Source organism: Variovorax sp. CCNWLW225 (assembly GCF_037204045.1).
In the GTDB taxonomy this organism is placed as follows: Bacteria; Pseudomonadota; Gammaproteobacteria; order Burkholderiales; family Burkholderiaceae_C; genus Variovorax.
Genome location: NZ_JBBCBV010000002.1, coordinates 514,507 through 536,135 on the forward strand (window position 1 = coordinate 514,507; position 21,629 = coordinate 536,135).

The window sequence follows — 21,629 nt, forward strand, 5'->3', positions numbered from 1 at the left end:
GTTGCCAGCGAAGCTTTCATCCCAAAGGACCTTTCCATGTCTATGTTCACCGCGGTCGAAATGGCACCGCGCGACCCGATCCTCGGCCTCAACGAGCAATTTGCAGCCGACACCAACCCCAACAAGGTCAACCTCGGCGTCGGCGTCTATTACGACGACAACGGCAAGCTGCCCCTGCTCCAGTGCGTGCAGGCCGCCGAACAGAACATGATGAAAGCCCCCACGGCGCGCGGCTACCTGCCGATCGACGGCATCGTGGCATACGACAACGCCGTCAAGGGCCTGGTCTTCGGCGCCGACAGCGAACCCGTGCGGTCGGGCCGCGTGGCCACGGTGCAGGGCATCGGCGGTACCGGCGGCCTGAAGGTCGGCGCCGACTTCCTGAAGAAGCTCAACCCCAACGCCAAGGTGCTGATCAGCGACCCGAGCTGGGAAAACCACCGCGCGCTGTTCACCAACGCCGGATTCGTGGTCGAAAGCTACCCCTACTACGACTCCGCCAAGCGCGGCGTCAACTTCGACGGCATGCTGGCCGCCCTGAACGCAGCGCCCGCCGGCACCGTGGTGGTGCTGCACGCCTGCTGCCACAACCCGACCGGCTACGACATCACGCCCGAGCAGTGGGACCAGGTGGTTGCCGCCGTCAAGGCCAAGGGCCTCGTGCCCTTCCTCGACATGGCCTACCAGGGCTTCGGCTACGGCCTGAAGGAAGACGGCGCCGCTGTCGCCAAGTTTGTCGACGCCGGCCTGACCTTCTTCGTCTCGACCTCGTTCTCCAAGAGCTTCAGCCTGTATGGCGAGCGCGTGGGCGCCCTGTCGGTGCTGTGCGAAAACAAGGAAGAAGCCGGCCGCGTGCTCTCGCAGCTCAAGATCGCCATTCGCACCAACTACAGCAACCCGCCGATCCACGGCGGCGCCGTGGTGGCCGCGGTGCTCGGCAACCCCGAACTGCGCGCCCTCTGGGAAAAGGAACTCGGCGAAATGCGCGTGCGCATCAAGGCCATGCGCCAGAAGCTGGTCGACGGCCTCAAGGCGGCGGGCGTGAAGGAAGACATGAGCTTCATCACCACGCAGATCGGCATGTTCAGCTACTCGGGCCTCAGCAAGGACCAGATGGTGCGCCTGCGGAGCGAGTTCGGCGTGTACGGCACCGACACCGGCCGCATGTGCGTGGCCGCGCTCAACAGCAAGAACATCGACTACGTCTGCGCGTCGATCGCCAAAGTCATCTAGGTGACAGCAAAGTGTGAAGGAATCCGTTTCGGGCGATTCCTTCACACTCCTTCACGGAAGACCCTCGCACTGTGGCAGATGTAGGGTTTGGCCTCCTGCATCGCCGCAAATGCGCTGATATATTGCACTGCAACATTTCACTCCAAGACCAGCGATGCTTTATCAACTCTACGAAGCCCAGCGTTCCTTGATGGAACCGTTCTCGGACTTCGCGCAAGCGGCGTCCAAGCTTTACGGCCAGGGCGCGGTGTGGGGCCAGTTGCCCATGGCGCAGCGCATGGCTGCCGGCTACGACCTGCTCTATCGCCTGGGCAAGGACTACGAAAAGCCTGAGTTCAACATCAAGTCGGTAAAGGTCGACGGCGACGACGTCGTGATCCAGGAAGTCGTCGAGCTCGACAAGCCTTTCTGCGAACTGCGCCGCTTCAAGCGCTTTACCGACGAGCCGCACACCCTCAAGACACTCAAGAGCCAGCCCGTGGTGCTGATCGTGGCGCCGCTGTCGGGCCACTACGCCACGCTGCTGCGCGACACGGTTCGCACCATGCTGCAGGACCACAAGGTCTACATCACCGACTGGAAGAACGCGCGCCTCGTGCCGCTGTCGCAAGGCGAATTCCACCTGGACGACTACGTCAACTACGTGCAGGAGTTCATCCGCCGACTGCAAGCCGAATACGGCAACTGCCACGTGGTGAGCGTGTGCCAGCCGACCGTGCCGGTGCTGGCGGCCGTGTCGCTCATGGCAAGCCGCGGCGAGCCGCTGCCGCTCACCATGACCATGATGGGCGGCCCCATCGACGCCCGCAAGTCGCCCACCGCGGTGAACAACCTGGCGATGAACAAGAGCTACGAGTGGTTCGAGAACAACGTGATCTACCGGGTGCCGCAAGGCTTCCCGGGCGAGGGCCGCCGCGTGTACCCGGGCTTCCTGCAGCACACGGGCTTTGTGGCGATGAACCCCGACCGCCATGCCAGCAGCCATTACGACTACTTCAAGGACCTGATCAAGGGCGACGACGCCAGCGCCGAAGCCCACCGCAAGTTCTATGACGAGTACAACGCCGTGCTCGACATGGACGCGGATTACTACCTGGACACCATTCGCACCGTGTTTCAGCAGTTCGAGCTCGTGAACGGCACCTGGGACGTGAAGAACCCCAAGGGTCAGATCGAGCGCGTGCGCCCGCAAGACATTCACTCCACCGCCCTCCTCACGGTCGAGGGCGAGCTAGACGACATTTCGGGCTCGGGCCAGACCGAGGCCGCGCACAGCCTGTGCACCGGCATCGACGACGCGCAGCGCGAGCACTATGAAGTCAAGGGCGCGGGCCACTACGGCATCTTCAGCGGCCGCCGCTGGCGCGAACTGGTCTACCCCAAGGTGCAGAAGTTCATCGCCGCCCACGACCAGCCCCAGCGGCGCGCCGGCGCACGCGAGGCCCTGCCGGCCGAAGACCGCATCAAGCCCGGACGGAAGACGGTTGCCGTGGCCGCCAAGAAGAATGTCGCAGCCAAGAAAGCGGTGGCCGTTGCCGCCGTGAAGAAGCCCGCGGCACGCAGGAAGTGAACGGGCTGGCCGCACGCATTCACAACGCACTGCCGCAAACGCAGTGCACGCGTTGCGGCTACCCCGATTGCGCCGGCTATGCGCAGGCCGTGGCCGACGCAGAGGCGAACATCAACCAGTGCCCGCCCGGCGGCGCGGAAGGCATTGCCAGGCTGGCGCAGCTCACGGGCCGCCAGCCGCTGCCGCTCGATCCGCAGTTCGGCACTGAAGGCCCGCGCGCCATGGCGGTGATCGACGAAGCCTGGTGCATCGGCTGCACGCTCTGCCTGGATGCCTGCCCTACCGATGCCATCGCGGGCATCAACAAGCGCATGCACACGGTCATCGAAGCGCATTGCACGGGCTGCGAGCTCTGCGTTCCGGTCTGCCCCGTCGATTGCATCTCGCTCGAGGTCGAAACGCCGGGCCGCACAGGCTGGGCCGCATGGTCGCAGGCGCAGGCCGAGGCGGCACTGAAGCGCTATCAACTGCATGGCGAGCATCGCCGTATCGCCAAGCGAATCGAAGAACCCGCACCCGCCGCCGCCGAACCGCAGGCCGCCGACACACGCAAGCGCTCCATCGTCGAAGCCGCCCTCGCGCGAGCCCGCGCCGCCCAGCAACGCCCACCCGCCGCCAAGCCATGACACCCGACACCCTGCTCATCTATGTGGTTGCCTCGCTCGCGCTGGCCGTGATTCCGGGGCCCACGATGCTGCTGGCGCTGTCCAACGGCATCGATGGCGGCATGCGCCGCGCGAGCTGGGGCATTGCGGGTGCATCGCTCGGCAGCGTCACGCTCATTGCGGTGGTCGCGCTCGGGCTCGGCTCTCTGCTGGCCGCATCGGAACTGCTCTTCAACGCGATTCGCGTGGCGGGCGTCGCCTACCTGGTGTGGCTTGGCATCAAGCTGTGGCGCAGCGACGCCACCGACCTGGGCGAGGCGCTGGCCAAGTCCGCCATCGAGGTTCGCCCGCACGGCCGCATCGCGCTTGTGCGCAGCTTGCTCGTGGCGCTGTCGAACCCCAAGACGGTGTTGTTCTTCGCGGCCTTTCTGCCGCAGTTCATCGACATCACCAAGCCGCAAGGCATGCAGTACCTGCTGCTGGGCTCGATCTTCGTGGCGCTCGACACCTGCGTGATGCTGGCCTACGCGACCGCCGGCACGCAAGCCGTGCGCTGGCTCTCGCGGCGCGGCCTGAAGGTGCTGAACCGCAGTTGCGCGGCCGGCATGTGGCTGCTTGCCGCCACGCTGGCCTTCTGGCGCCGTCCGGGCACCTGAAGCAGGCGCAGGCTCAGCCTTTCTGCGGGCGCTTGAAGAGCAACAGCAGCACGCCGGCCAGGATGACGGCCACGGCATACCACTCGAAGCGCGTCACGGTCTCGTTGGCAATCCAGACGCCCAGCAGCATTGCAATCACCGGATTGACGAAGGTGTAGCTCGCCGCCAGCGCGGCCGGCGCCTTTGCGAGCAGCACCATGTAGGCGTTGAACGCGATCAGCGAACCGAAAACCACGAGGTACAGCCACGCCCAGACGGCCTCTGGCTCCGGCGGCCATACCAAGCTCTCACGAGACACCGCCGCAAGCACCATCAGCACCACCCCGCCACAGATCATCTCGCTCGCGAACCCCATTGCGCCGGGCGCGAGCGGCAGGCTGCGCTGGCTCAGCACGCTGCCCATCGACCAGCAGATGCAGGCCACGGAAATGGCCAGCAGCCCCGCCGGCGATGACTGGAAGCCGCTGCCCTGCGTGAGCATCAGCACGCCGACCAGCCCAAGCGCAATGCCCGTGGCCTCGAGCCGCGTCGGCTTCACACCCCAGATGAGGTTGAGCAGCGCAATCAGCAGCGGCACCACCGCGATGAAGGCCACCACCAGGCCCGAGCCGATCGATACCTCGGCATGCGCCGTGCCGCCCATGCCGCCGCCCAGCATCAGCGCCCCCACGACAAGCGCATTGCGCCATTGCAGCGCCGAGGGCCAGGCAGCGCCGCGCCAGCGCATCCACACCGCGAGCACCATGCCCGCAAACAAGAAGCGCGACCCCATCTGCAAGAACGGCGGAAAGCTGATCAGCGCATATTTGATTGCGAGATAGGTCGAACCCCAGACCACCCAGGTGGCGGCCAGGCAAAGCCACAGGAGCGGCGGCAGCGTGCTGCGGGAGCCGGATGCGGCTTGGGCGGGAGATGCAAGAGTCGGCATGCGAGGTCTGTCTTGTTGGTATTGGAACGCCATCCATGGTATGAAAGCAAACCCTTCGCAGCCATGCACAACTCATGGTTCTATCTGTTTTGCACCGTCGATTTAAAGGAGTTGCATGGACTTCACCTTCAACCCCGCGCTGGACGCCCACGACACGCGCATCCTGGCCGAGTTGCAGGGCGATGCGCGGCTCACCATGGCCGAGCTCGGCCGCCGCGTACACCTGAGCCAGCCGGCCGTGACCGAGCGCGTGAAAAAACTGGAAGCCGCGGGCGTGATCAGCGGCTATCGCGCCACGGTCAACCTCGGCAAGCTGGGCTATGGCATCCGCGCAATCATCCGCGTGGGCCGCGCGGATTACGCGCGCGTGGTCGAACTCGTGCAGCAGACGCCCGAGTGCGTCAATGCCTACAACGTGACCGGCGACGACAGCTGGATTCTCGAGATTGCGGTTATCGACGTGAGCCATCTCGATGCGGTGGTCACCAAGTTCTGCATCCTCACCGAGACCGCGACCTCGATCATCCTGAACCCGGCGCGCGAGCACCAGCCGATGCTGCCGCCTCAGCGCTCCGACGTGAAGCCGCCGATCAAGAAGGTGCTCAATGCGTAGCGGCCAGTGCGTTGAACGCCGTCACCACATCGGGCGGCGCCTGCACCATCTCTATCAGCACGCCCTCGCCCGCAATCGGAAATTCGTCGCTCGCCTTCGGATGCAGAAAGCAGATGTCGAAGCCGGCCGCGCCCTGGCGAATGCCGCCGGGCGCAAAACGCACACCCTGCGCGGTGAGCCATTCGACAGCCTTGGGCAGGTCGTCGATCCACAGGCCCACATGGTTGAGCGGCGTGGTGTGAACCGCTGGCTTCTTCTCGGGGTCGAGCGGCTGCATCAGGTCGACCTCGACCTTGAACGGCCCGCTGCCCATCGAGCAGATATCTTCGTCGACGTTCTCGCGTTCGCTCTTGAAGGTGCCGGTGACCTCGAGCCCCAGCATGTCGACCCACAGCTTCTGCAGGCGCATCTTGTCGGGCCCGCCAATGGCGATCTGCTGGATGCCCAGCACCTTGAAGGGACGCGCGGAAGTCGTGGTCGTCATGCGCAGACCTCTACCTTTTCAGTGGTCGTGGTGCGGCGCGGCTGCAGGCCCAGCTTGCGCAGCAGCTGTACGTCGGCCTCCACGTCGGGGTTGCCGGTCACCAGCAGCTTGTCGCCATAGAAGATGGAGTTGGCGCCGGCCATGAAGCACAAGGCCTGCACCGCATCGCCCATCTGCTGGCGCCCGGCTGAAAGGCGCACGCGCGCCGTCGGCATCGTGATGCGCGCGACCGCGATCATGCGCACGAAGTCGAAGGGGTCGACCGGCTCCGAATCGGCCAGCGGCGTGCCCGGCACACGCACCAGGCTGTTGATCGGCACCGACTCAGGGTACGGATTCAGGTTGGCCAACTGCGCGATCAACCCGGCCCGGTGCACCGGCTGCTCGCCCATGCCGACGATGCCGCCGCAGCACACGCTGATGCCAGCGCTGCGCACATGGGCCAGAGTGTCGAGCCGGTCCTGGTAGGTGCGCGTGTCGACGATGTCGGTGTAGTACTCGGGCGCGGTGTCGAGATTGTGGTTGTAGTAGTCGAGGCCCGCGGCCTTGAGCTGGTGCGCGTGGTGCGGCTCCAGCATGCCGAGCGTGGCGCAGGTCTGCATGCCAAGGCTCTTCACGGCCTCGACCAGCACGGCCACCTTCTCCACGTCGCGGTCCTTCGGCGCGCGCCATGCGGCACCCATGCAGAACCGCGTGGCGCCGGCGTCCTTGGCGGCCTGCGCGGCGCGCACCACCTCGTCCACCTCCATGAGCTTCTGCGCCTTCACGCCCGTGTCGAACTCCGCCGACTGCGGGCAGTAGCCGCAGTTCTCCGGGCAGCCGCCGGTCTTGACCGAAAGCAAGGTCGCGAGCTCGATGTCGCCTTCCGGGAAGTGCTGGCGGTGCACGGTCTGTGCTTCGAACAGCAGCTCCATCAGCGGCTTGTCGAGCAGCGCCTGAATCGCCTCGACCGACCAAGGCCCCTGCGGCTCCGCGGCCTTGGTGGGGCGGTGCAGCGTGATCGTCTGTTGCAAGTCGTTGGCACCCATCAGTTGAACTCCATAATGATTTGATCGACGGTGAGCGACTCGCCCTTCCCTGCCGAAATTTTGCCGACCACGCCGTCTTGCGTGGCAAACAATACGTTTTCCATTTTCATGGCCTCGATCACGGCCAGCTTCTCGCCGGCACGCACCTGCTGGCCCGGCTGCACCGACACCTCGACCAGCAAGCCGGGCATTGGCGACATCAAGAACTTGCTCAGGTCGGGTGGCGCCTTGTAGGGCATCAACTCGAGCAGGCGCGCGCCCAGCGGCGAGAGCACCATCGCCTCGATCTGCGTGCCGTCGTGCGACACGCGCAGCGCCAGCGGGTTCTTGCCCGCCCCGCGCTCGACCTGCGCGGTAAAGGGCCGGTCGTTCACCATGCCTTGCACGCGAATTGCGCCCAGCGCAAAGCCGCTGTCGATCTTGTAGCTCTTGTCGCCCACGGCAACGGCGCTGGCGCCCGTCTTGCCATGAAAGTCGGTCACCGACACCGGGTGATGGACATGCTTGCCTTCCGGCCCCAGCTCCACCACCACGAACTGCTCGCCCACCTTCACGCCGTGGCCTTCGAGCTGGCCGCTGATGCCCGAAGCGCGCGCGCGGTAGCGGCGATGCACATAGGCCGCAAGCGCGACAAGAAACGAAGGGTCTGCGTGCGGCACGTCTTCCGCATGGAAGCCCTTGCCGTAGTGCTCGGCAATGAAGCCCGTGTTGAAATCCCCCGCCACGAACTTCGGGTGCGCGAGCAGCGCCGCCTGGAACGGAATGTTGCTGCTGATGCCCCGGATCACGAAGCCGTTGAGCGCCTCGCGCATGCGTGCGATCGCATGCTGCCGGTCCTTGCCGTGCACGATGAGCTTGGCGATCATCGAGTCGTAATACATCGGAATTTCGCCGCCTTCGTACACGCCCGTGTCCACTCGCACGCCGTTCAGCCGCTCGGTGTCGCTCGCAAACATGGTCTCCGCCGGTGGTTGGAACTTCACCAGGCGGCCGGTCGAAGGCAGGAAGTTGCGGAACGGGTCCTCGGCATTGATGCGGCACTCGATGGCCCATCCGTTGCGCTTCACCTCGCCTTGCGTCAGCGGCAGCTTCTCGCCGGCGGCCACGCGGATCATCAGTTCGACCAGGTCGAGCCCCGTGATGCACTCGGTCACCGGATGCTCCACCTGCAGCCGCGTGTTCATCTCCAGGAAATAGAAGCTCTGGTCCTTGCCGACCACAAACTCCACCGTGCCCGCGCTCTGGTACTTCACTGCCTTGGCCAACTGCACCGCCTGCTCGCCCATCGCCTTGCGCGTGGCATCGGTGATGAAGGGCGAAGGCGCCTCTTCGATCACCTTCTGGTGCCGGCGCTGGATCGAGCATTCGCGCTCGTTCAGGTAGATGACGTTGCCATGCGAATCACCCAGCACCTGGATCTCGATATGGCGCGGCTCCTCGACGAATTTCTCGATGAACACGCGGTCATCGCCGAAGCTGCTCATCGCTTCGTTGCGGCACGAGGTAAAGCCTTCGAAGGCCTCCTTGTCGTCAAAAGCCACGCGCAGCCCCTTGCCTCCGCCGCCGGCCGAGGCCTTGATCATCACCGGGTAGCCGATGTCCTTGGCAATCTCGACCGCGCGCTCGGCCGTCTCGATGGCGTCATTCCATCCTGGAATGGTGTTGACCTTGGCTTCGTTCGCCAGCTTCTTGGAAGCAATCTTGTCTCCCATCGCCGCAATCGAATAGTGCTTCGGCCCGATGAAGGCAATGCCCTCTTCCTCGACCTTGCGCGCAAAGGCTTCGTTCTCCGACAGGAAGCCGTAGCCCGGGTGCACGGCCTCCGCGCCGGTCTTCTTGCAGGCCTCGATGATGCGGTCAGCCTGAAGATAGCTCTCGCGGCTGGGCGCAGCGCCGATGTGCACCGCCTCGTCGGCCAGCTCGACGTGGCGGGCTTCCTTGTCGGCGTCGGAGTAGACGGCGACTGTGAGGATGCCCATTTTTTTCGCGGTCTGGATCACGCGGCAAGCAATCTCTCCGCGGTTGGCGATCAGTATTTTCTTGAACATATTCTTCTTCTCCGTACCGCTCACAACGGAATGTTCCCGTGCTTGCGCCACGGGTTCTCGAGCTTCTTCTCGCGCAGCATCACCAGCGAGCGGCAGATGCGCTTGCGCGTTTCGTGCGGCAGGATCACGTCGTCGATGTAGCCGCGTGCACTCGCCACGTACGGGTTGGCGAAACGCGCCTTGTATTCGGCCTCGCGTGCGGCGAGCTTCTCGGGGTCGTTCTTGTCTTCGCGGAAGATGATTTCCACCGCGCCCTTGGCGCCCATCACCGCAATCTCGGCACGCGGCCAGGCCAGGTTGACGTCGCCGCGCAGGTGCTTGGAAGCCATCACGTCGTACGCACCGCCGTAGGCCTTGCGCGTGATGACGGTGATCTTCGGCACCGTGCATTCCGCATAGGCGTAGAGCAGCTTGGCGCCGTGCTTGATGATGCCGCCGTACTCCTGCCCCGTGCCGGGCATGAAACCGGGCACATCGACAAAGGTGACCACCGGAATGTTGAATGCATCGCAAAAGCGCACGAAGCGCGCGGCCTTGATGCTGCTCTTGATGTCGAGGCAGCCTGCGAGCACCAGCGGCTGGTTGGCCACGATGCCGACCGTCTGCCCTTCCATGCGCGTAAAGCCGATCACGATGTTCTTCGCGTAGTCGGGCTGCAGCTCGAAGAAGTCGCCGTCATCGACCACCTTGAGGATCAGCTCCTTGATGTCGTAGGGCTTGTTCGGGTTGTCGGGCACCAGCGTGTCCAGCGAGTAGTCGGGCCGGTCAGCCGGGTCGCCCTGGCCGTTGTTGCCCAGGCGCACCGGGGGCTTTTCGCGGTTGTTGAGCGGCAGGTAGTTGTACAGGCGGCGCAACATCATGAGCGCCTCGACATCGTTCTCGAACGCCATGTCGGCCACGCCGCTGCGCGTGGTGTGGGTGATGGCGCCGCCGAGCTCTTCGGCCGTCACGGTCTCGTGCGTCACGGTCTTCACCACATCGGGTCCGGTGACGAACATGTAGCTCGAGTCCTTCACCATGAAGATGAAGTCGGTCATGGCCGGCGAATACACCGCGCCGCCCGCGCACGGGCCCATGATCATGCTGATCTGCGGCACCACGCCCGAGGCCATCACGTTGCGCTGGAACACGTCCGCATAGCCGCCGAGCGAGGCCACGCCCTCCTGGATGCGCGCGCCGCCCGAGTCGTTGAGGCCGATGACCGGTGCACCGACCTTCATGGCCTGGTCCATCACCTTGCAAATCTTTTCGGCATGCGCTTCGCTGAGCGCGCCGCCAAAGACGGTGAAGTCCTGGCTGTACACGAAGACGAGGCGGCCGTTGATCATTCCGTAGCCGGTGACCACGCCGTCGCCCGGAATCTTCTGCTCGGCCATGCCGAAATCGACCGAGCGGTGCTCGACGAACATGTCCCACTCTTCAAAGGTGTTGTCATCCAGCAGCAGCTCGATGCGTTCGCGCGCCGTGAGCTTGCCCTTGGCATGCTGCGCGTCGATGCGCTTCTTCCCGCCGCCAAGGCGCGCCTGGGCGCGGCGCTTTTCGAGTTGTTCGATCAGTTCTTGCATGGTGTGCTTCCGAAGCTGTGGTCCTGAATTTCGTGTGTTGTCATGGCTTGGCGGTGATGGCGGCCGCCGCGAGCAGCTGGCGTGCCGCCGTCGATGCAGGCAGCGAGCCCTCTGCCACCTGCTGCGTGAGTTGCGGCAGCAGCTCGCGCACCTGCGCGTGCTGCCTGAATGCCTGTTTGAGCCCGGCGTCGATGCGCTCCCACATCCACGCCGTTGCTTGCTTCTCGCGGCGCTTGGCGAGCTTGCCATTGGCAGTCTGCAGTTGCCTGAACTGCGTGACGGCGTCCCAGAAAGCGTCGACCCCGGTACCCGCCAGCGCGCTCAATTGCAGCACCTTGGGCAGCCAGAAGCGAACCTCGGCGCCGCTGTGCGCGTCATGCACCGCATGCGCATGGTCCGGGTTGCCCTGGTGGCCGAACAGGCGCAGGGCAGAGGTGATCTGCGCCTGCGCACGCGTGGCGGCGTCCTTGTCGATGTCGGCCTTGTTGATGACGACCAGGTCGGCCAGCTCCATCACGCCCTTCTTGATGGCCTGCAGGTCGTCGCCCGCATTGGGCAGCTGCATCAGCACGAACATGTCGGTCATGCCGGCAACGGCGGTTTCGCTCTGGCCCACACCCACGGTTTCGACAATGACGATGTCGTAGCCCGCGGCTTCGCACACCAGCATGGCCTCGCGCGTTTTCTCGGCCACGCCGCCCAGCGTGCCACTCGACGGACTCGGCCGGATGTACGCGCGCTCATGCACCGAGAGCCGCTCCATGCGCGTCTTGTCGCCGAGGATGGAACCGCCCGAAACGGTGGATGAAGGATCGATGGTGAGCACCGCCACGCGGTGGCCCTTGCCGATCAGCAGCAGGCCCAGCGTCTCGATGAAGGTCGACTTGCCGACACCCGGCACGCCGGAGATGCCAAGGCGAAATGAATTGCCGGTGCGCGGCAGCAATGCGGTGAGCAGTTCATCGGCTTGCGCGCGGTGGTCGGCGCGGGTGGATTCGAGCAGCGTAATGGCCTTGGCGATGGCGCGGCGCTGTGCCATGCCCTCCGGCTCGGCAATGGCGCGTTCGAGTGCCCCGGCCTGTTTCAGCACGCATCCTCCGAGGCCACGCGCCAGCGGTAGTGCAGGTCGACGCCCTCTTCGCCCTCGAGCACAAAGCCGTGCCGCACATAGAAGCGGTTGGCGTCGCTTTGCACCAGCGCGGTGAGCTTGATGTCCATCCCTTGTTCGCGCGCCTGCGACTTGGCCCATTGCAGCACCCATTCACCGATGCCCAGGCCCTGGAAGCCGGTGCGCAGGTACAGATGGTCGAGCCGCAGCGCATCGGGGTCTTCGGGCTTGAGGGTGACAAAGCCGATACGCAGGTCGCCGTCGAGCACGACATGGTGCATGTAAGGCACGACGAAACCGGCCTGGAGCCGCTCACGTGAACGTGCAGGGTCGAAGCGCCCGACGCGCTCCAGGCTGGGGCGCATCGCATCGACGCGCAAGGCCAGCATGGCTTCGAAATCGCTGGAATCAACAGGCTGCAGCGACAGCCGCGACAAAAGATCGCCCACGTCTCGCGTCCCGATCAGGCCGAGACCGCCGCGCGAATCTGCTCCAGCACGTCTTTCGCGCTGGCGGGAATCGGCGTGCCAGGGCCGTAGATGCCCTTCACGCCGGCCTCGTAGAGAAAGTCGTAGTCCTGCCGCGGAATCACGCCGCCGACAAACACGATGATGTCGTCTGCACCCTGCTTCTTCAGCTCGTTGATGATGGCCGGCACAAGCGTCTTGTGGCCGGCCGCGAGGGTGCTCACGCCCACGGCATGCACGTCGTTCTCGATGGCCTGGCGCGCGCACTCTTCGGGCGTCTGGAACAGCGGCCCCATGTCCACGTCGAAGCCCAGGTCGGCAAAGGCAGTGGCCACCACCTTGGCGCCGCGGTCGTGCCCGTCCTGCCCCAGCTTGGAGATCATCACGCGCGGACGACGCCCCTGCTCTTCGGCAAAGGCGTTGATTTCGGTCTTGAGGGCTTCCCAGCCCTCGGCGGAGTCATAGGCAGCAGCGTACACACCGGTCACCTTTTGCGTGTCGGCCCGATGGCGGCCGAATGATTTTTCAAGCGCGTCGGAAATCTCGCCCACCGTGGCGCGCAGGCGCACCGCATCGATGCTGAGCGCGAGCAGGTTGCCGGTGCCGTTGTCGGCGGCCTCGGTCAGCGCATCCAGCGCAGCCTGCACCTTGGCGGTGTCGCGCGAAGAGCGGATCTTCTGCAGGCGGGCCACCTGCTGCTCGCGCACCTTCACGTTGTCGATGGAAAGGCTGTCGATCGCGTCTTCGTTCTTGAGCTTGTACTTGTTGACGCCCACGATCACGTCCTTGCCCGAATCGATGCGCGCCTGCTTCTCGGCGGCGGCCGCTTCGATCTTGAGCTTGGCCCAGCCGCTGTCGACCGCCTTGGTCATGCCGCCCATGGCCTCCACCTCTTCGATGATGGCCCAGGCGGCATCGGCCATGTCCTGCGTGAGCTTCTCCATCATGTAGCTGCCGGCCCAGGGGTCGATCACATTGGTGATGTGCGTTTCTTCTTGGATGATGAGCTGCGTGTTGCGTGCGATGCGGGCGCTGAACTCGGTGGGCAGCGCAATGGCTTCGTCGAGCGCGTTGGTATGCAGGCTTTGCGTGCCGCCGAACACAGCGGCCATCGCCTCGATGGTGGTGCGCACCACGTTGTTGTACGGGTCCTGCTCGGTGAGCGACCAGCCCGAGGTCTGGCAGTGGGTGCGCAGCATCAGGCTCTTGGGGTTCTTGGGGTTGAACTCCTTCATGATGCGGCACCACAAGAGGCGCGCCGCGCGCATCTTGGCCACTTCGAGGTAGAAGTTCATGCCAATGGCCCAGAAGAAGCTCAGGCGGCCGGCAAAGCCGTCGACGTCCAGGCCCTTGGCCAGCGCTGTCTTCACGTATTCCTTGCCGTCGGCCAGCGTGAAGGCCAGTTCCAGCGCCTGGTTGGCGCCGGCTTCCTGCATGTGATAGCCGCTGATCGAGATCGAGTTGAACTTGGGCATGTGCTGCGCCGTGTACTCGATGATGTCGCCGATGATCCGCATGCTCGGCGCTGGCGGAAAGATGTAGGTGTTGCGGACCATGAACTCCTTGAGGATGTCGTTCTGGATGGTTCCGCTCAGTTGGTCTTGCGCCACGCCCTGCTCTTCGGCCGCAACCACGTAGCCCGCCAGCACCGGCAGCACGGCGCCGTTCATCGTCATGGACACGCTCACCTTGTCGAGAGGGATCTGGTCGAACAGGATCTTCATGTCCTCGACCGAATCGATGGCGACGCCAGCCTTGCCCACGTCGCCCGTCACGCGCGGATGGTCGCTGTCGTAGCCGCGGTGGGTCGCCAGGTCGAAAGCCACGCTTACACCCTGCCCGCCCGCGGCCAACGCCTTGCGGTAGAAGGCGTTCGATTCTTCAGCGGTCGAAAAGCCCGCGTACTGGCGGATGGTCCATGGGCGCACCGCGTACATGGTGGCCTGCGGGCCGCGCAGGTAGGGTTCGAAGCCCGGGAGCGTGTCGGTGTACTTCAGGCCCTGCAGGTCGGCGGCGGTATAGAGCGGCTTTACCGCAATGCCGTCGGGCGTGAGCCAGTTGAGCGCATTCAGGTCGCCACCCGGCGCCGACTTGGCGGCGGCCTTGGCCCAGTCGTCGAGGTTGGCAGGCTTGAAGGTGGGTTCGGGTGTGCTGCTCATGAGGGGCCGTTTTGCAGTGTCTTGCAGGGTAGTCGCAAATTCGCCTGCAAGGGATTTGCAAGCCGCAGCGAGTCTAACCGATCCATAATTATTAATTCAAACACGTTTTTGCGGTACAGTCCGGCCCATGTCCGCCGTCACCCTTACCCCGCGCGCCCTCTATGAAGAGGTGGCCGAGCTGCTGCGCCAGCGGATTTTCCGCCGCGAGCTCGAGCCCGGCAGCTGGATCGACGAACTCAAGCTGGCCGAGGAATACGGCATCAGCCGCACCCCGCTGCGCGAAGCCCTGAAGGTGCTGGCGGCCGAAGGCCTGGTCACCATGAAGGTGCGGCGCGGCGCCTACGTGACCGAGGTGTCGGAGCAAGACCTGGCTGATGTGTACCACCTGCTCTCGCTGCTGGAGAGCGACGCGGCCGGCGTGGTGGCCGAGCGCGCCACCGACGCCCAGCGCGCGGAACTGAAGGCGCTGCACGCCGAGTTGGAGGCCGCCGGCGCGCCGGGCAAGGAAAACCGCGAGCACTTCTTTGCGCTGAACGAGCGCTTTCACATGCGCCTGCTGGCCATTGCCAACAACAAGTGGCGCGACCAGATGGTGGCCGACCTGCGCAAGGTGATGAAGCTCAACCGCCACAACTCGCTGCTTAAGGAAGGCCGCATTGCCGAATCGCTGGCGGAGCACCGCTCGATGATGGCGGCCATCGAGGCGCGCGACGCCACCGCCGCCATGGCGCGCATGCGCGAGCACTTCAGGAACGGCCTGGAGGCCGCGGTCTAGAGCCCGCCCCCGGCGCCGCCGGATCGCTCAGTCCGCGCTGATGACGCCGGTTTCCGCCGAGATGCGCTTGGCAACCTCGAGCAAACGCGGCGCAACGCGCGAGAGCATCATGTCTTTCGACAGCAGGTAGGCGGGGCCGCCGCAGCTCACGCCGTAGCGTTCACCGTGCGGCCCTTGCAAGGCGAAGCCAAGCGCATGAATGTGCGGATGCCATTCGCCGAACGAGCTGCAGTAGCCCAGGCGGGCGTATTCGTCGAGCCCGGCCATCAGGCGGGGTTCGATGGAGGCCCAGCTTTCGCCGCTTTCCTGCTGGATCTTCTCGAGCACCGCCGCCTGCTCGGCCTCGGGCAGCGCCGCAAGGGAAGCACGGCCCGCGGCCGAAGTGACGATGCTCATGCGGGTGCCGACGTCCAGCCGCGAGCTGATCAGCGCCGACCGCGGGCGCAGCGAATCGATGACGAGCATGTCTAGATCGTCGCGCACCGCCACATGAACGCTCGCGCCCGCAAATTCGGACAACTCCGCCAGGTGGGGCCTGGCCACCGTGCGCAGGTCGAAATGACGAAGATAGCGGCTGCTCATGTCGAGCAGCGCCGGGCCCAGGCTGAACCGCTCGCTGTCTTGCGACTGCCGCAGATACCCCGCATTCACCAACGTGGCCGTAAGGCGCGACACCGTGGCCTTGGGAAGGCCCGTGGTGTCGGCCAGTTCCCGATTGCTCATCGGCGCCGCCGACATCCCGATGACCTTGAGCAGGGCCAGACCCCGGCCCAGTGCGCTGACTTCTTCTTTGCTCCCCGCTTCATTCATGAATCGAAACCCCTTATTTATTAGCGTTTCTTGATTCTTTAGCAGAAAAGTTGAAAAGTTTCAGTCCTCAGGCAATCATTATCATTTTGGAACACTCACCGTTGCTGAGGGGCGAATCCCTTTTCGCAAGCGGCTCCGCGCCGCAGTGCCCGCTTCGCTCAAGGCACGCTTCAGCTAGGCAACCTGCGCCACGGGCTCGTGCGCCAGCGCCATCACCTCGCGCGGCGAGCGCGTCTTGAGCCGGTGGTCGCTCCAGACCTGGCGCCAGCGGCGCGCACCAGGCAGGCCGTTGCGCAAGCCCAGCATGTGCCGGGCAATCGACGACCACGGCGTGCCGTGCTCCGCCGCCTCGCGAACCATGTAGTCGCACATGAGCGACTCCACCTCTTCACGCGTCAGCGGCTGCGGCCCGGCGCCGAAGAACTCGGCGTCCCATTCGGCCAGCCACCAGGGGTTGTGATAAGCCTCACGCCCCACCATCACGCCGTCGAGCAGCCGCAAGTGCTCGTGCACCTGGGCATTGGCCGAAATGCCCCCGTTGATCGAAAAGCTCAGCTCCGGAAAGTCATGCTTGAGCCGGTGCACCAGTTCATAGCGCAGCGGCGGAATCTCGCGGTTCTGCTTCGGGCTCAGCCCCTTCAGCCACGCATTGCGCGCATGAACGATGAACGTGCCGCAGCCGGCCTCGCTCACAGTACCGACAAAGTCGCGCACGAACTCGTAGCTCTCGATCTTGTCGATGCCGATGCGGTGCTTGACCGTAACCGGCACGCTCACCACATCGACCATCGCCTTCACGCAATCGGCCACCAGCGCTGGCTCGGCCATGAGGCAGGCGCCGAAAGCGCCGCGCTGCACGCGCTCGCTGGGGCAGCCGCAGTTGAGGTTGATCTCGTCGTAGCCCCACTCTTCGCCCAGCTTGGCGCAATGCGCCAGGTCCGCCGGCTCGCTGCCGCCCAGCTGGAGGGCCACCGGATGTTCTTCGGCGTTGAAGCGCAGATGGCGGGGAACGTCGCCATGCACCAGCGCGCCCGTGGTCACCATTTCGGTATAGAGCAGCGCGTGACGCGACATCAGGCGATGGAAGTACCGACAGTGCCGGTCGGTCCAGTCCATCATCGGCGCAACGGAGACGATTTTCTCTTTTAAATTCGACAACTTAGCTCTACCATCGGTAAACATTACCGAGCAAGGCGCCGGTCCTGCCACCATCGGCGTGGACATCGGCTGCATCCATGCGCTAGTTTCTCACGCCAGCTTCAATCCGCAGGCGCCATCCCCCGCATCAACGTCAACAGGGCATGCGCAAGGTCCTGCTCGAAGTCGTATCGCAAACCCGCCAACTCGGGCAACTCGACCACTTGCGCGGCCATCTCCGCCGGGTTGCTGAGCGGCCAAAGTCCGATGATGAGCGGCACCGTGTGCTTCATCACCTGTTCGAAGGCTTGCACCGGCATGCCGGGCACGCGGGCGTGAAAGGCCTGCGCTGCGCCCTGCCTAACGGCCAGCAGGTTGCCTTTGAATTCGACCATGCGCTCGAACGACACCTTGCGCTCGAGGATGGACGGCAGGATGCTGGTCAGCCGGCAAAGCAGGGGCTGGGCAGAAACCGTCGAGGCGAAGACGCGGGCAATGTGTTCAAAACTGGCGCCCGCCTTGCCACCACGCGCCAGCGCCGTGCTCAGTTCGGTATGCCAGGCTGCAAATTCTTCGACGAGCAGGTCCATCAGCACGGCCTCGCTGCTCTCGAAATACCGGTACACGTTCGACTTGGTCATCTCAGCCTGGCGCGCCAGTTCGTTGATTCCCAACTCGAGGGCGGCCGGGTTCTGGCTCAGCATTTCCCGAGCGGTGGCCAGCAGGTGGCGGCGCCGCTCTTCCTTCTGCTCGGCGGATCGGGCGCGTACGTATGAGCTGGGCGAATTCATGCGGTGATCACACTCCATTTGCTAAAAGACCATCGGTCTGCTAAATTACAGACCAGTGGTCTCCAATCTTGCCTGAAAGCGAGGGTGCCGGCCACCTCCAGCTTCACCCTCACTTCAACAAAGGCAAACATCATGGCTACCAACGTCGACTCCTGGGTTCTCATCACTGGGGCGTCCAGTGGTTTTGGCGAAGAATTCGCCAGGCAATACGCGGCCAAGGGCCACCCGCTCATTCTGGTCGCGCGCCGGCTCGATCGGTTGCAAGCCTTGGCTGCGGCGCTGCAACAGCAGTACAACGTCAAAATCATCGTGGAGCAGGCCGATCTGTCGGACATGGCCGCCGTGCACGCGCTGCACGCCGGCCTTCGCGAGCGCGCGATCCCGGTTGAAATCCTGATCAACAACGCGGGCCATGGCTTGCAAGGCCCCTTGCTCGATACGCCGATGCAGAGCGCCCTGGACATATTGCAGCTCGACATTGCGAGCCTGACAGTCATGACACGGCTCTTCGGCGAAGACATGCGCGAGCGGGGCCACGGAAAGATACTGCTCGTCGCCAGCATGCTGGCTTACTTCGGCGTGGAAAACATGGCGGTCTACGGTGCTGCCAAGGCCTACGTGCTGCGGCTCGGCGATGCGTTGCACCGTGAGTTCAAGCGAGACGGCGTGACTGTGACCTCGCTGTGCCCCGGTATGTCCGACACCGGCTTTGCGCAGGCCGCCAAGCAAAAGATCACTTGGGGACTCAAGCTGCTGATGATGAAACCCGCGCCCGTGGTGCGGGCGGGCATTCATGCGCTGCACGCTGGGCGGAGGAGCGTCGTTCCCGGCTTCAACAACAAGGCCGCGGTGGCAATGGTGTGGGCGACACCGCGCTGGCTGCACCAGGCCATCTTTGCGCGGTTCATGAACGGTTGATTCCGCTTGCTGCCGGCCACTGCTGAGTGGCCCCGCCGCGACGACCAGCGAACCATTGCTGGAGCGGCCGCCCGGCATCGAACACGCGGACCGATGCCGTGGGTCTTGTCCGACGTTCGGATGCGCAAGCCTCGCGCGCGCGCCGCCGCCCACAGGCCGAAGCTTGAGCCTCTCATCCACCGCTCGAGCACACACTCCGATGAACAAATCACCCGCCCCACCCTCGCCTGTCGATCCCGCATCCGGCGGCCAGCGCGTGCAGGCGCCCGATGCCGTGAACGGCGAAGAGCCGGCGATCAGCACCGGCGACGCGCAGAGCCTGAAGCGCGGAATGAAGAAGGCCACCGACCGCGATGCGGCCGCCCCGGCCGCCGACAGCGAAGACACGCTGAAGCGGCGCTCCGCTCGCGACACGCCGCGCGAGAACGACGCCGGCGCCTGAACTGCCGAGCAGCACTCCGCCCTTTCGTCCACCACCAATCTCTCCGGAAACGCCATGACAGAAGACCCCCGCCAGGCCGGCCCGCAGCCGCCTTTTTCCACACCCGCCCAGCAACCGCCAGGTCTCGAATCGAAGATGTCGCCGCTGCCCGATTTCGGCGAACAGTCTTACGTCGGCAGCGGCAAGCTCCAGGGCAAGGCCGCGCTCATCACCGGCGGCGACAGCGGCATCGGCCGCGCGGTGGCGATCGCCTTTGCGCGCGAAGGCGCCGACGTGCTCATCTCCTACCTCGCCGAGGAAGAGGAGGACGCCCAGGTCACCCGCCAATGGATCGAGCGCGCGGGCCGCCGCTGCGTTGCGGTGCCCGGCGACATCTGCGAAGAAGCGCATTGCCGCAGCCTCGTGGACCGCGCGTTCGACACCTTCGGCCGGCTCGATGTGCTCGTCAACAACGCGGCCTTCCAGATGAGCCACAAGTCACTCGACGAGATCTCGCCCGAGGAGTTCGACCGCACCTTCCGGACCAACGTCTACGCCAACTTCTTCCTGTGCCGCGCCGCGGCGGCGCGAATGAAGCCGGGCGCCTCGATCATCAGCACCACGTCGATCAACGCCGACAAGCCCAACGCCACGCTGGTCGCCTATGCCTCGACCAAGGGCGCGATCCAGAACATGTCGGGCGGCATGGCGCAACTTCTCGCGGAGAAAGGCATCCGGGTGAATTGCGTGGCGCCGGGCCCGTTCTGGACGCCGCTCATTCCCTCGACCATGCCGCCCGAGCAAGTGAAGGAGTTCGGCAAGCAGACGCCGATGAAGCGACCGGGCCAACCGGCCGAACTGCAGGCGGTGTATGTGCTGCTCGCCAGCGACCAGGCAAGCTACATCTCGGGCGCGACCATTCCGGTGACGGGCGGCGTGCCGTTCATCTGAGCAGCAACGCGCAGGCACCGGCGGCATGCCGGCTGCCCATCAGGGACGATCGGCCCTGATGTCGGGTGCGGGCGTCAGGGAGACGCCCTGCGCCTTGGCGGCGCCCGATTGCGCAGCCATCGCGGCCTTGAAGCCCGGCCGCGCCTGCAGCCGCTCCCAGTAAGCCGCCACCGCGGGCGTGAAGCGCTCGGCGAGGCCCAGGTGCTCGGCCAGCAGCAATGCATAGCCGACCGACACATCGGCCGCGGTGAAGCGCCCCGCGCACAGGTACTCGCGCGCGGCAAGCAGCGGCTCCAGCGTTCGCAGCCGCGCCAGGAACCACTTGGCATAGTCGTCGGCAACCTGCGGCTGCTTTCGCTCCGCCGGTTCGAAGTGCGCATACCGCAGCACGAGCGTCTGCGGAAAGGTCAAGGTCGCCTCGCCGAAATGAAGGTAGTTGAGGTACGGCCCGAAGTCCGGCTCGTCGCGCCCCACATCCAGCTGGCCCGCCGAGAACCGCGCGGCCAGGTATTGGCAGATGGCAGCCGACTCGGTCATTCGCATGGCGCCATCGGACAGCATCGGCACCGTGCCGAGCGGGTTCACCTCGAGATACGGCCGCGACAGCACGCGAGGTGGAAAAGGCAGCATCTTGAGCTCGTAGGAGAGCCCTATTTCTTCAAGCGTCCACAAAGGCCGGAACGAGCGTGCGCTGACGCAGTGGTGAAGGGTGATCATGTGTCGGCGGTCTTTGGTTCGCTGCGGTGTTGGGGCAGGTTGTCATTTTGAATCCATCCTGGTGCGCAATGAGGTTCGGGAGGTGAGGCAAGGCGCCCACGTAGGAGAGCCACCTTCAAGAAGACACGTCAAAGCGGCATGGCATTGCGCTTTCGCGGGCGTCAATCTCCGCGTCATGACAACCAAGCAACATCACAAACAGGGCGACATCGGTCGCCGATTGATGTGGACCCTGCTGGCCGTCGTAGCGGTCGTTGTTGTGGGCGTGCTCTTCTTCTACGGCCTCAAAGACCCATCGGAGGGGCCAGGCAATCTTCCTGCAAGCGGTGCGCCGGCGCAGCAGAACGGACGCCCGGCTGCACCCAAATGAGCAGCGCTTCAGCGTTGCGCCTCTCGCGACCGGCTGAGCTCCGCCCGCCCTTTGGGGGTGATGCGCAAGATCACTCCCCGATGGCCTGAAACATCGTCAGGTTCGGGGAGGTTGGCCTCAATAAGCTCGGCAGCAGCCAGCACGGCTGCGCACTGAATGTCGGCCTCTTCATGGATGGCCAGGGGGAAAGAGGCGTCCTCTATGCGGCGAAGGAAATTCATCGGCATAACTTCTCCTCGAGTAGCGACGCGGCCAGATTACTCCCAAGCAAATTG

23 protein-coding genes are annotated in these 21,629 nt (G+C 64.8%); 10 read left to right on the forward strand and 13 right to left on the reverse strand.

Annotation, left to right across the window (positions count from 1 at the left end; translation table 11 throughout):
- Positions 1-36 precede the first annotated feature (36 nt).
- From V9L20_RS07020 to V9L20_RS07035, 4 genes are all read left to right on the forward strand, one after another.
- Positions 37-1,233: an amino acid aminotransferase gene (locus tag V9L20_RS07020; RefSeq protein WP_337296003.1), complete on the forward strand. Its 1,197-nt coding sequence runs from the start codon at positions 37-39 to the stop codon at positions 1,231-1,233.
- Between the two features lie 154 nt (positions 1,234-1,387).
- Positions 1,388-2,803, forward strand: a complete 1,416-nt coding sequence (locus tag V9L20_RS07025; protein WP_337296004.1) for a polyhydroxyalkanoate depolymerase — start codon at positions 1,388-1,390, stop codon at positions 2,801-2,803.
- Complete coding sequence (locus tag V9L20_RS07030) at positions 2,800-3,429, forward strand: RnfABCDGE type electron transport complex subunit B (RefSeq protein ID WP_337296005.1); 630 nt, start codon at positions 2,800-2,802, stop codon at positions 3,427-3,429. Before V9L20_RS07025 ends, V9L20_RS07030 begins: the two co-directional genes overlap by 4 nt.
- Complete coding sequence (locus V9L20_RS07035) at positions 3,426-4,064, forward strand: LysE family translocator (protein WP_337296006.1); 639 nt, start codon at positions 3,426-3,428, stop codon at positions 4,062-4,064. Before V9L20_RS07030 ends, V9L20_RS07035 begins: the two co-directional genes overlap by 4 nt.
- 13 nt (positions 4,065-4,077) lie before the next feature.
- Here the strand turns inward: V9L20_RS07035 and yedA are convergent, their stop codons facing one another.
- Positions 4,078-4,992 carry a drug/metabolite exporter YedA gene (gene yedA / locus V9L20_RS07040; protein ID WP_337296007.1) on the reverse strand — a complete coding sequence of 305 codons (915 nt, stop codon included), beginning with the start codon at positions 4,990-4,992 and terminating at the stop codon, positions 4,078-4,080.
- A gap of 115 nt (positions 4,993-5,107) precedes the next feature.
- On the opposite strand from yedA, the gene V9L20_RS07045 reads away from it, so the two are divergent.
- Positions 5,108-5,605: an Lrp/AsnC family transcriptional regulator gene (locus V9L20_RS07045; RefSeq protein ID WP_157613508.1), complete on the forward strand. Its 498-nt coding sequence runs from the start codon at positions 5,108-5,110 to the stop codon at positions 5,603-5,605.
- Here the strand turns inward: V9L20_RS07045 and V9L20_RS07050 are convergent.
- The 7 genes from V9L20_RS07050 to scpA are packed head-to-tail and all read right to left on the reverse strand — an operon-like array spanning position 5,595 to position 14,464.
- Positions 5,595-6,089: a VOC family protein gene (locus tag V9L20_RS07050; protein ID WP_337296008.1), complete on the reverse strand. Its 495-nt coding sequence runs from the start codon at positions 6,087-6,089 to the stop codon at positions 5,595-5,597. The two genes, V9L20_RS07045 and V9L20_RS07050, sit on opposite strands and share 11 nt — an antisense overlap.
- The gene (bioB, locus tag V9L20_RS07055; protein WP_337296009.1) at positions 6,086-7,117 is read right to left on the reverse strand and encodes a biotin synthase BioB; all 1,032 of its coding nucleotides are present in this window, start codon (positions 7,115-7,117) and stop codon (positions 6,086-6,088) included. The genes V9L20_RS07050 and bioB overlap by 4 nt, the downstream gene beginning before the upstream one ends.
- Positions 7,117-9,165 carry an acetyl-CoA carboxylase biotin carboxylase subunit gene (gene accC, locus V9L20_RS07060; RefSeq protein WP_337296010.1) on the reverse strand — a complete coding sequence of 683 codons (2,049 nt, stop codon included), beginning with the start codon at positions 9,163-9,165 and terminating at the stop codon, positions 7,117-7,119. The genes bioB and accC overlap by 1 nt, the downstream gene beginning before the upstream one ends.
- Before the next feature lie 20 nt (positions 9,166-9,185).
- Entirely contained in the window at positions 9,186-10,730 is a 1,545-nt protein-coding gene (locus V9L20_RS07065; protein WP_337296011.1) for an acyl-CoA carboxylase subunit beta, read from the reverse strand.
- 40 nt (positions 10,731-10,770) lie between these two features.
- Positions 10,771-11,820 carry a methylmalonyl Co-A mutase-associated GTPase MeaB gene (gene meaB, locus V9L20_RS07070; RefSeq protein ID WP_337296012.1) on the reverse strand — a complete coding sequence of 350 codons (1,050 nt, stop codon included), beginning with the start codon at positions 11,818-11,820 and terminating at the stop codon, positions 10,771-10,773.
- The gene (locus V9L20_RS07075; RefSeq protein ID WP_337296013.1) at positions 11,814-12,287 is read right to left on the reverse strand and encodes a GNAT family N-acetyltransferase; all 474 of its coding nucleotides are present in this window, start codon (positions 12,285-12,287) and stop codon (positions 11,814-11,816) included. Before V9L20_RS07075 ends, meaB begins: the two co-directional genes overlap by 7 nt.
- Before the next feature lie 14 nt (positions 12,288-12,301).
- On the reverse strand, positions 12,302-14,464 hold the full coding sequence (scpA, locus tag V9L20_RS07080) for a methylmalonyl-CoA mutase (protein WP_337296014.1): 2,163 nt from the start codon (positions 14,462-14,464) through the stop codon (positions 12,302-12,304).
- Positions 14,465-14,591: 127 nt separating this feature from the next.
- On the opposite strand from scpA, the gene V9L20_RS07085 reads away from it, so the two are divergent.
- Entirely contained in the window at positions 14,592-15,239 is a 648-nt protein-coding gene (locus tag V9L20_RS07085) for a GntR family transcriptional regulator (protein WP_126747230.1), read from the forward strand.
- A 27-nt stretch (positions 15,240-15,266) separates the two neighbouring features.
- On the opposite strand, the gene V9L20_RS07090 is transcribed toward V9L20_RS07085, so the two are convergent.
- The 3 genes from V9L20_RS07090 to V9L20_RS07100 form a co-directional block, all read right to left on the reverse strand.
- Positions 15,267-16,049 (reverse strand): IclR family transcriptional regulator, encoded by a 783-nt coding sequence (locus V9L20_RS07090; protein WP_337296015.1) that lies wholly within the window; start codon positions 16,047-16,049, stop codon positions 15,267-15,269.
- A gap of 174 nt (positions 16,050-16,223) precedes the next feature.
- On the reverse strand, positions 16,224-17,231 hold the full coding sequence (gene dusA / locus V9L20_RS07095) for a tRNA dihydrouridine(20/20a) synthase DusA (RefSeq protein ID WP_337296130.1): 1,008 nt from the start codon (positions 17,229-17,231) through the stop codon (positions 16,224-16,226).
- Between the two features lie 77 nt (positions 17,232-17,308).
- Complete coding sequence (locus V9L20_RS07100) at positions 17,309-17,977, reverse strand: TetR/AcrR family transcriptional regulator (RefSeq protein WP_337296016.1); 669 nt, start codon at positions 17,975-17,977, stop codon at positions 17,309-17,311.
- Between the two features lie 3 nt (positions 17,978-17,980).
- Between V9L20_RS07100 and V9L20_RS07105 the strand changes: the two genes are divergently transcribed.
- The 3 genes from V9L20_RS07105 to V9L20_RS07115 all read left to right on the forward strand — a co-directional run bounded on the left by V9L20_RS07105 (position 17,981) and on the right by V9L20_RS07115 (position 20,267).
- Positions 17,981-18,895 (forward strand): SDR family NAD(P)-dependent oxidoreductase, encoded by a 915-nt coding sequence (locus V9L20_RS07105; RefSeq protein ID WP_337296017.1) that lies wholly within the window; start codon positions 17,981-17,983, stop codon positions 18,893-18,895.
- Positions 18,896-19,094: 199 nt separating this feature from the next.
- Positions 19,095-19,337, forward strand: coding sequence for a hypothetical protein (locus V9L20_RS07110; RefSeq protein ID WP_337296018.1), 243 nt, complete (start codon positions 19,095-19,097; stop codon positions 19,335-19,337).
- 54 nt (positions 19,338-19,391) lie between these two features.
- A complete protein-coding gene (locus V9L20_RS07115) occupies positions 19,392-20,267 on the forward strand; it encodes an SDR family oxidoreductase (RefSeq protein ID WP_337296019.1) in 876 nt (291 codons plus the stop codon).
- A gap of 39 nt (positions 20,268-20,306) precedes the next feature.
- Here the strand turns inward: V9L20_RS07115 and V9L20_RS07120 are convergent, their stop codons facing one another.
- Positions 20,307-20,984, reverse strand: coding sequence for a glutathione S-transferase family protein (locus V9L20_RS07120; protein ID WP_337296020.1), 678 nt, complete (start codon positions 20,982-20,984; stop codon positions 20,307-20,309).
- 175 nt (positions 20,985-21,159) lie between these two features.
- On the opposite strand from V9L20_RS07120, the gene V9L20_RS07125 reads away from it, so the two are divergent.
- A complete protein-coding gene (locus V9L20_RS07125; RefSeq protein WP_258505788.1) occupies positions 21,160-21,354 on the forward strand; it encodes a hypothetical protein in 195 nt (64 codons plus the stop codon).
- An 8-nt stretch (positions 21,355-21,362) separates the two neighbouring features.
- On the opposite strand, the gene V9L20_RS07130 is transcribed toward V9L20_RS07125, so the two are convergent.
- Entirely contained in the window at positions 21,363-21,581 is a 219-nt protein-coding gene (locus tag V9L20_RS07130; RefSeq protein ID WP_157613478.1) for a hypothetical protein, read from the reverse strand.
- Positions 21,582-21,629 lie beyond the last annotated feature (48 nt).

What these genes read in the sequence shown, in the direction of transcription:
- V9L20_RS07020 (WP_337296003.1), top strand. Translation starts at nt 37, where the DNA reads ATGTCTATGTTCACCGCGGTCGAAATGGCACCGCGCGACCCGATCCTC.
- V9L20_RS07025 (WP_337296004.1), top strand. Translation starts at nt 1,388, where the DNA reads ATGCTTTATCAACTCTACGAAGCCCAGCGTTCCTTGATGGAACCGTTC.
- V9L20_RS07035 (WP_337296006.1), top strand. Translation starts at nt 3,426, where the DNA reads ATGACACCCGACACCCTGCTCATCTATGTGGTTGCCTCGCTCGCGCTG.
- yedA (WP_337296007.1), bottom strand. Translation starts at nt 4,992, where the DNA reads ATGCCGACTCTTGCATCTCCCGCCCAAGCCGCATCCGGCTCCCGCAGC.
- V9L20_RS07045 (WP_157613508.1), top strand. Translation starts at nt 5,108, where the DNA reads ATGGACTTCACCTTCAACCCCGCGCTGGACGCCCACGACACGCGCATC.
- V9L20_RS07050 (WP_337296008.1), bottom strand. Translation starts at nt 6,089, where the DNA reads ATGACGACCACGACTTCCGCGCGTCCCTTCAAGGTGCTGGGCATCCAG.
- bioB (WP_337296009.1), bottom strand. Translation starts at nt 7,117, where the DNA reads ATGGGTGCCAACGACTTGCAACAGACGATCACGCTGCACCGCCCCACC.
- accC (WP_337296010.1), bottom strand. Translation starts at nt 9,165, where the DNA reads ATGTTCAAGAAAATACTGATCGCCAACCGCGGAGAGATTGCTTGCCGC.
- V9L20_RS07065 (WP_337296011.1), bottom strand. Translation starts at nt 10,730, where the DNA reads ATGCAAGAACTGATCGAACAACTCGAAAAGCGCCGCGCCCAGGCGCGC.
- scpA (WP_337296014.1), bottom strand. Translation starts at nt 14,464, where the DNA reads ATGAGCAGCACACCCGAACCCACCTTCAAGCCTGCCAACCTCGACGAC.
- V9L20_RS07085 (WP_126747230.1), top strand. Translation starts at nt 14,592, where the DNA reads ATGTCCGCCGTCACCCTTACCCCGCGCGCCCTCTATGAAGAGGTGGCC.
- V9L20_RS07090 (WP_337296015.1), bottom strand. Translation starts at nt 16,049, where the DNA reads ATGAATGAAGCGGGGAGCAAAGAAGAAGTCAGCGCACTGGGCCGGGGT.
- dusA (WP_337296130.1), bottom strand. Translation starts at nt 17,231, where the DNA reads ATGTTTACCGATGGTAGAGCTAAGTTGTCGAATTTAAAAGAGAAAATC.
- V9L20_RS07100 (WP_337296016.1), bottom strand. Translation starts at nt 17,977, where the DNA reads ATGAATTCGCCCAGCTCATACGTACGCGCCCGATCCGCCGAGCAGAAG.
- V9L20_RS07110 (WP_337296018.1), top strand. Translation starts at nt 19,095, where the DNA reads ATGAACAAATCACCCGCCCCACCCTCGCCTGTCGATCCCGCATCCGGC.
- V9L20_RS07115 (WP_337296019.1), top strand. Translation starts at nt 19,392, where the DNA reads ATGACAGAAGACCCCCGCCAGGCCGGCCCGCAGCCGCCTTTTTCCACA.
- V9L20_RS07120 (WP_337296020.1), bottom strand. Translation starts at nt 20,984, where the DNA reads ATGATCACCCTTCACCACTGCGTCAGCGCACGCTCGTTCCGGCCTTTG.
- V9L20_RS07125 (WP_258505788.1), top strand. Translation starts at nt 21,160, where the DNA reads ATGACAACCAAGCAACATCACAAACAGGGCGACATCGGTCGCCGATTG.
- V9L20_RS07130 (WP_157613478.1), bottom strand. Translation starts at nt 21,581, where the DNA reads ATGCCGATGAATTTCCTTCGCCGCATAGAGGACGCCTCTTTCCCCCTG.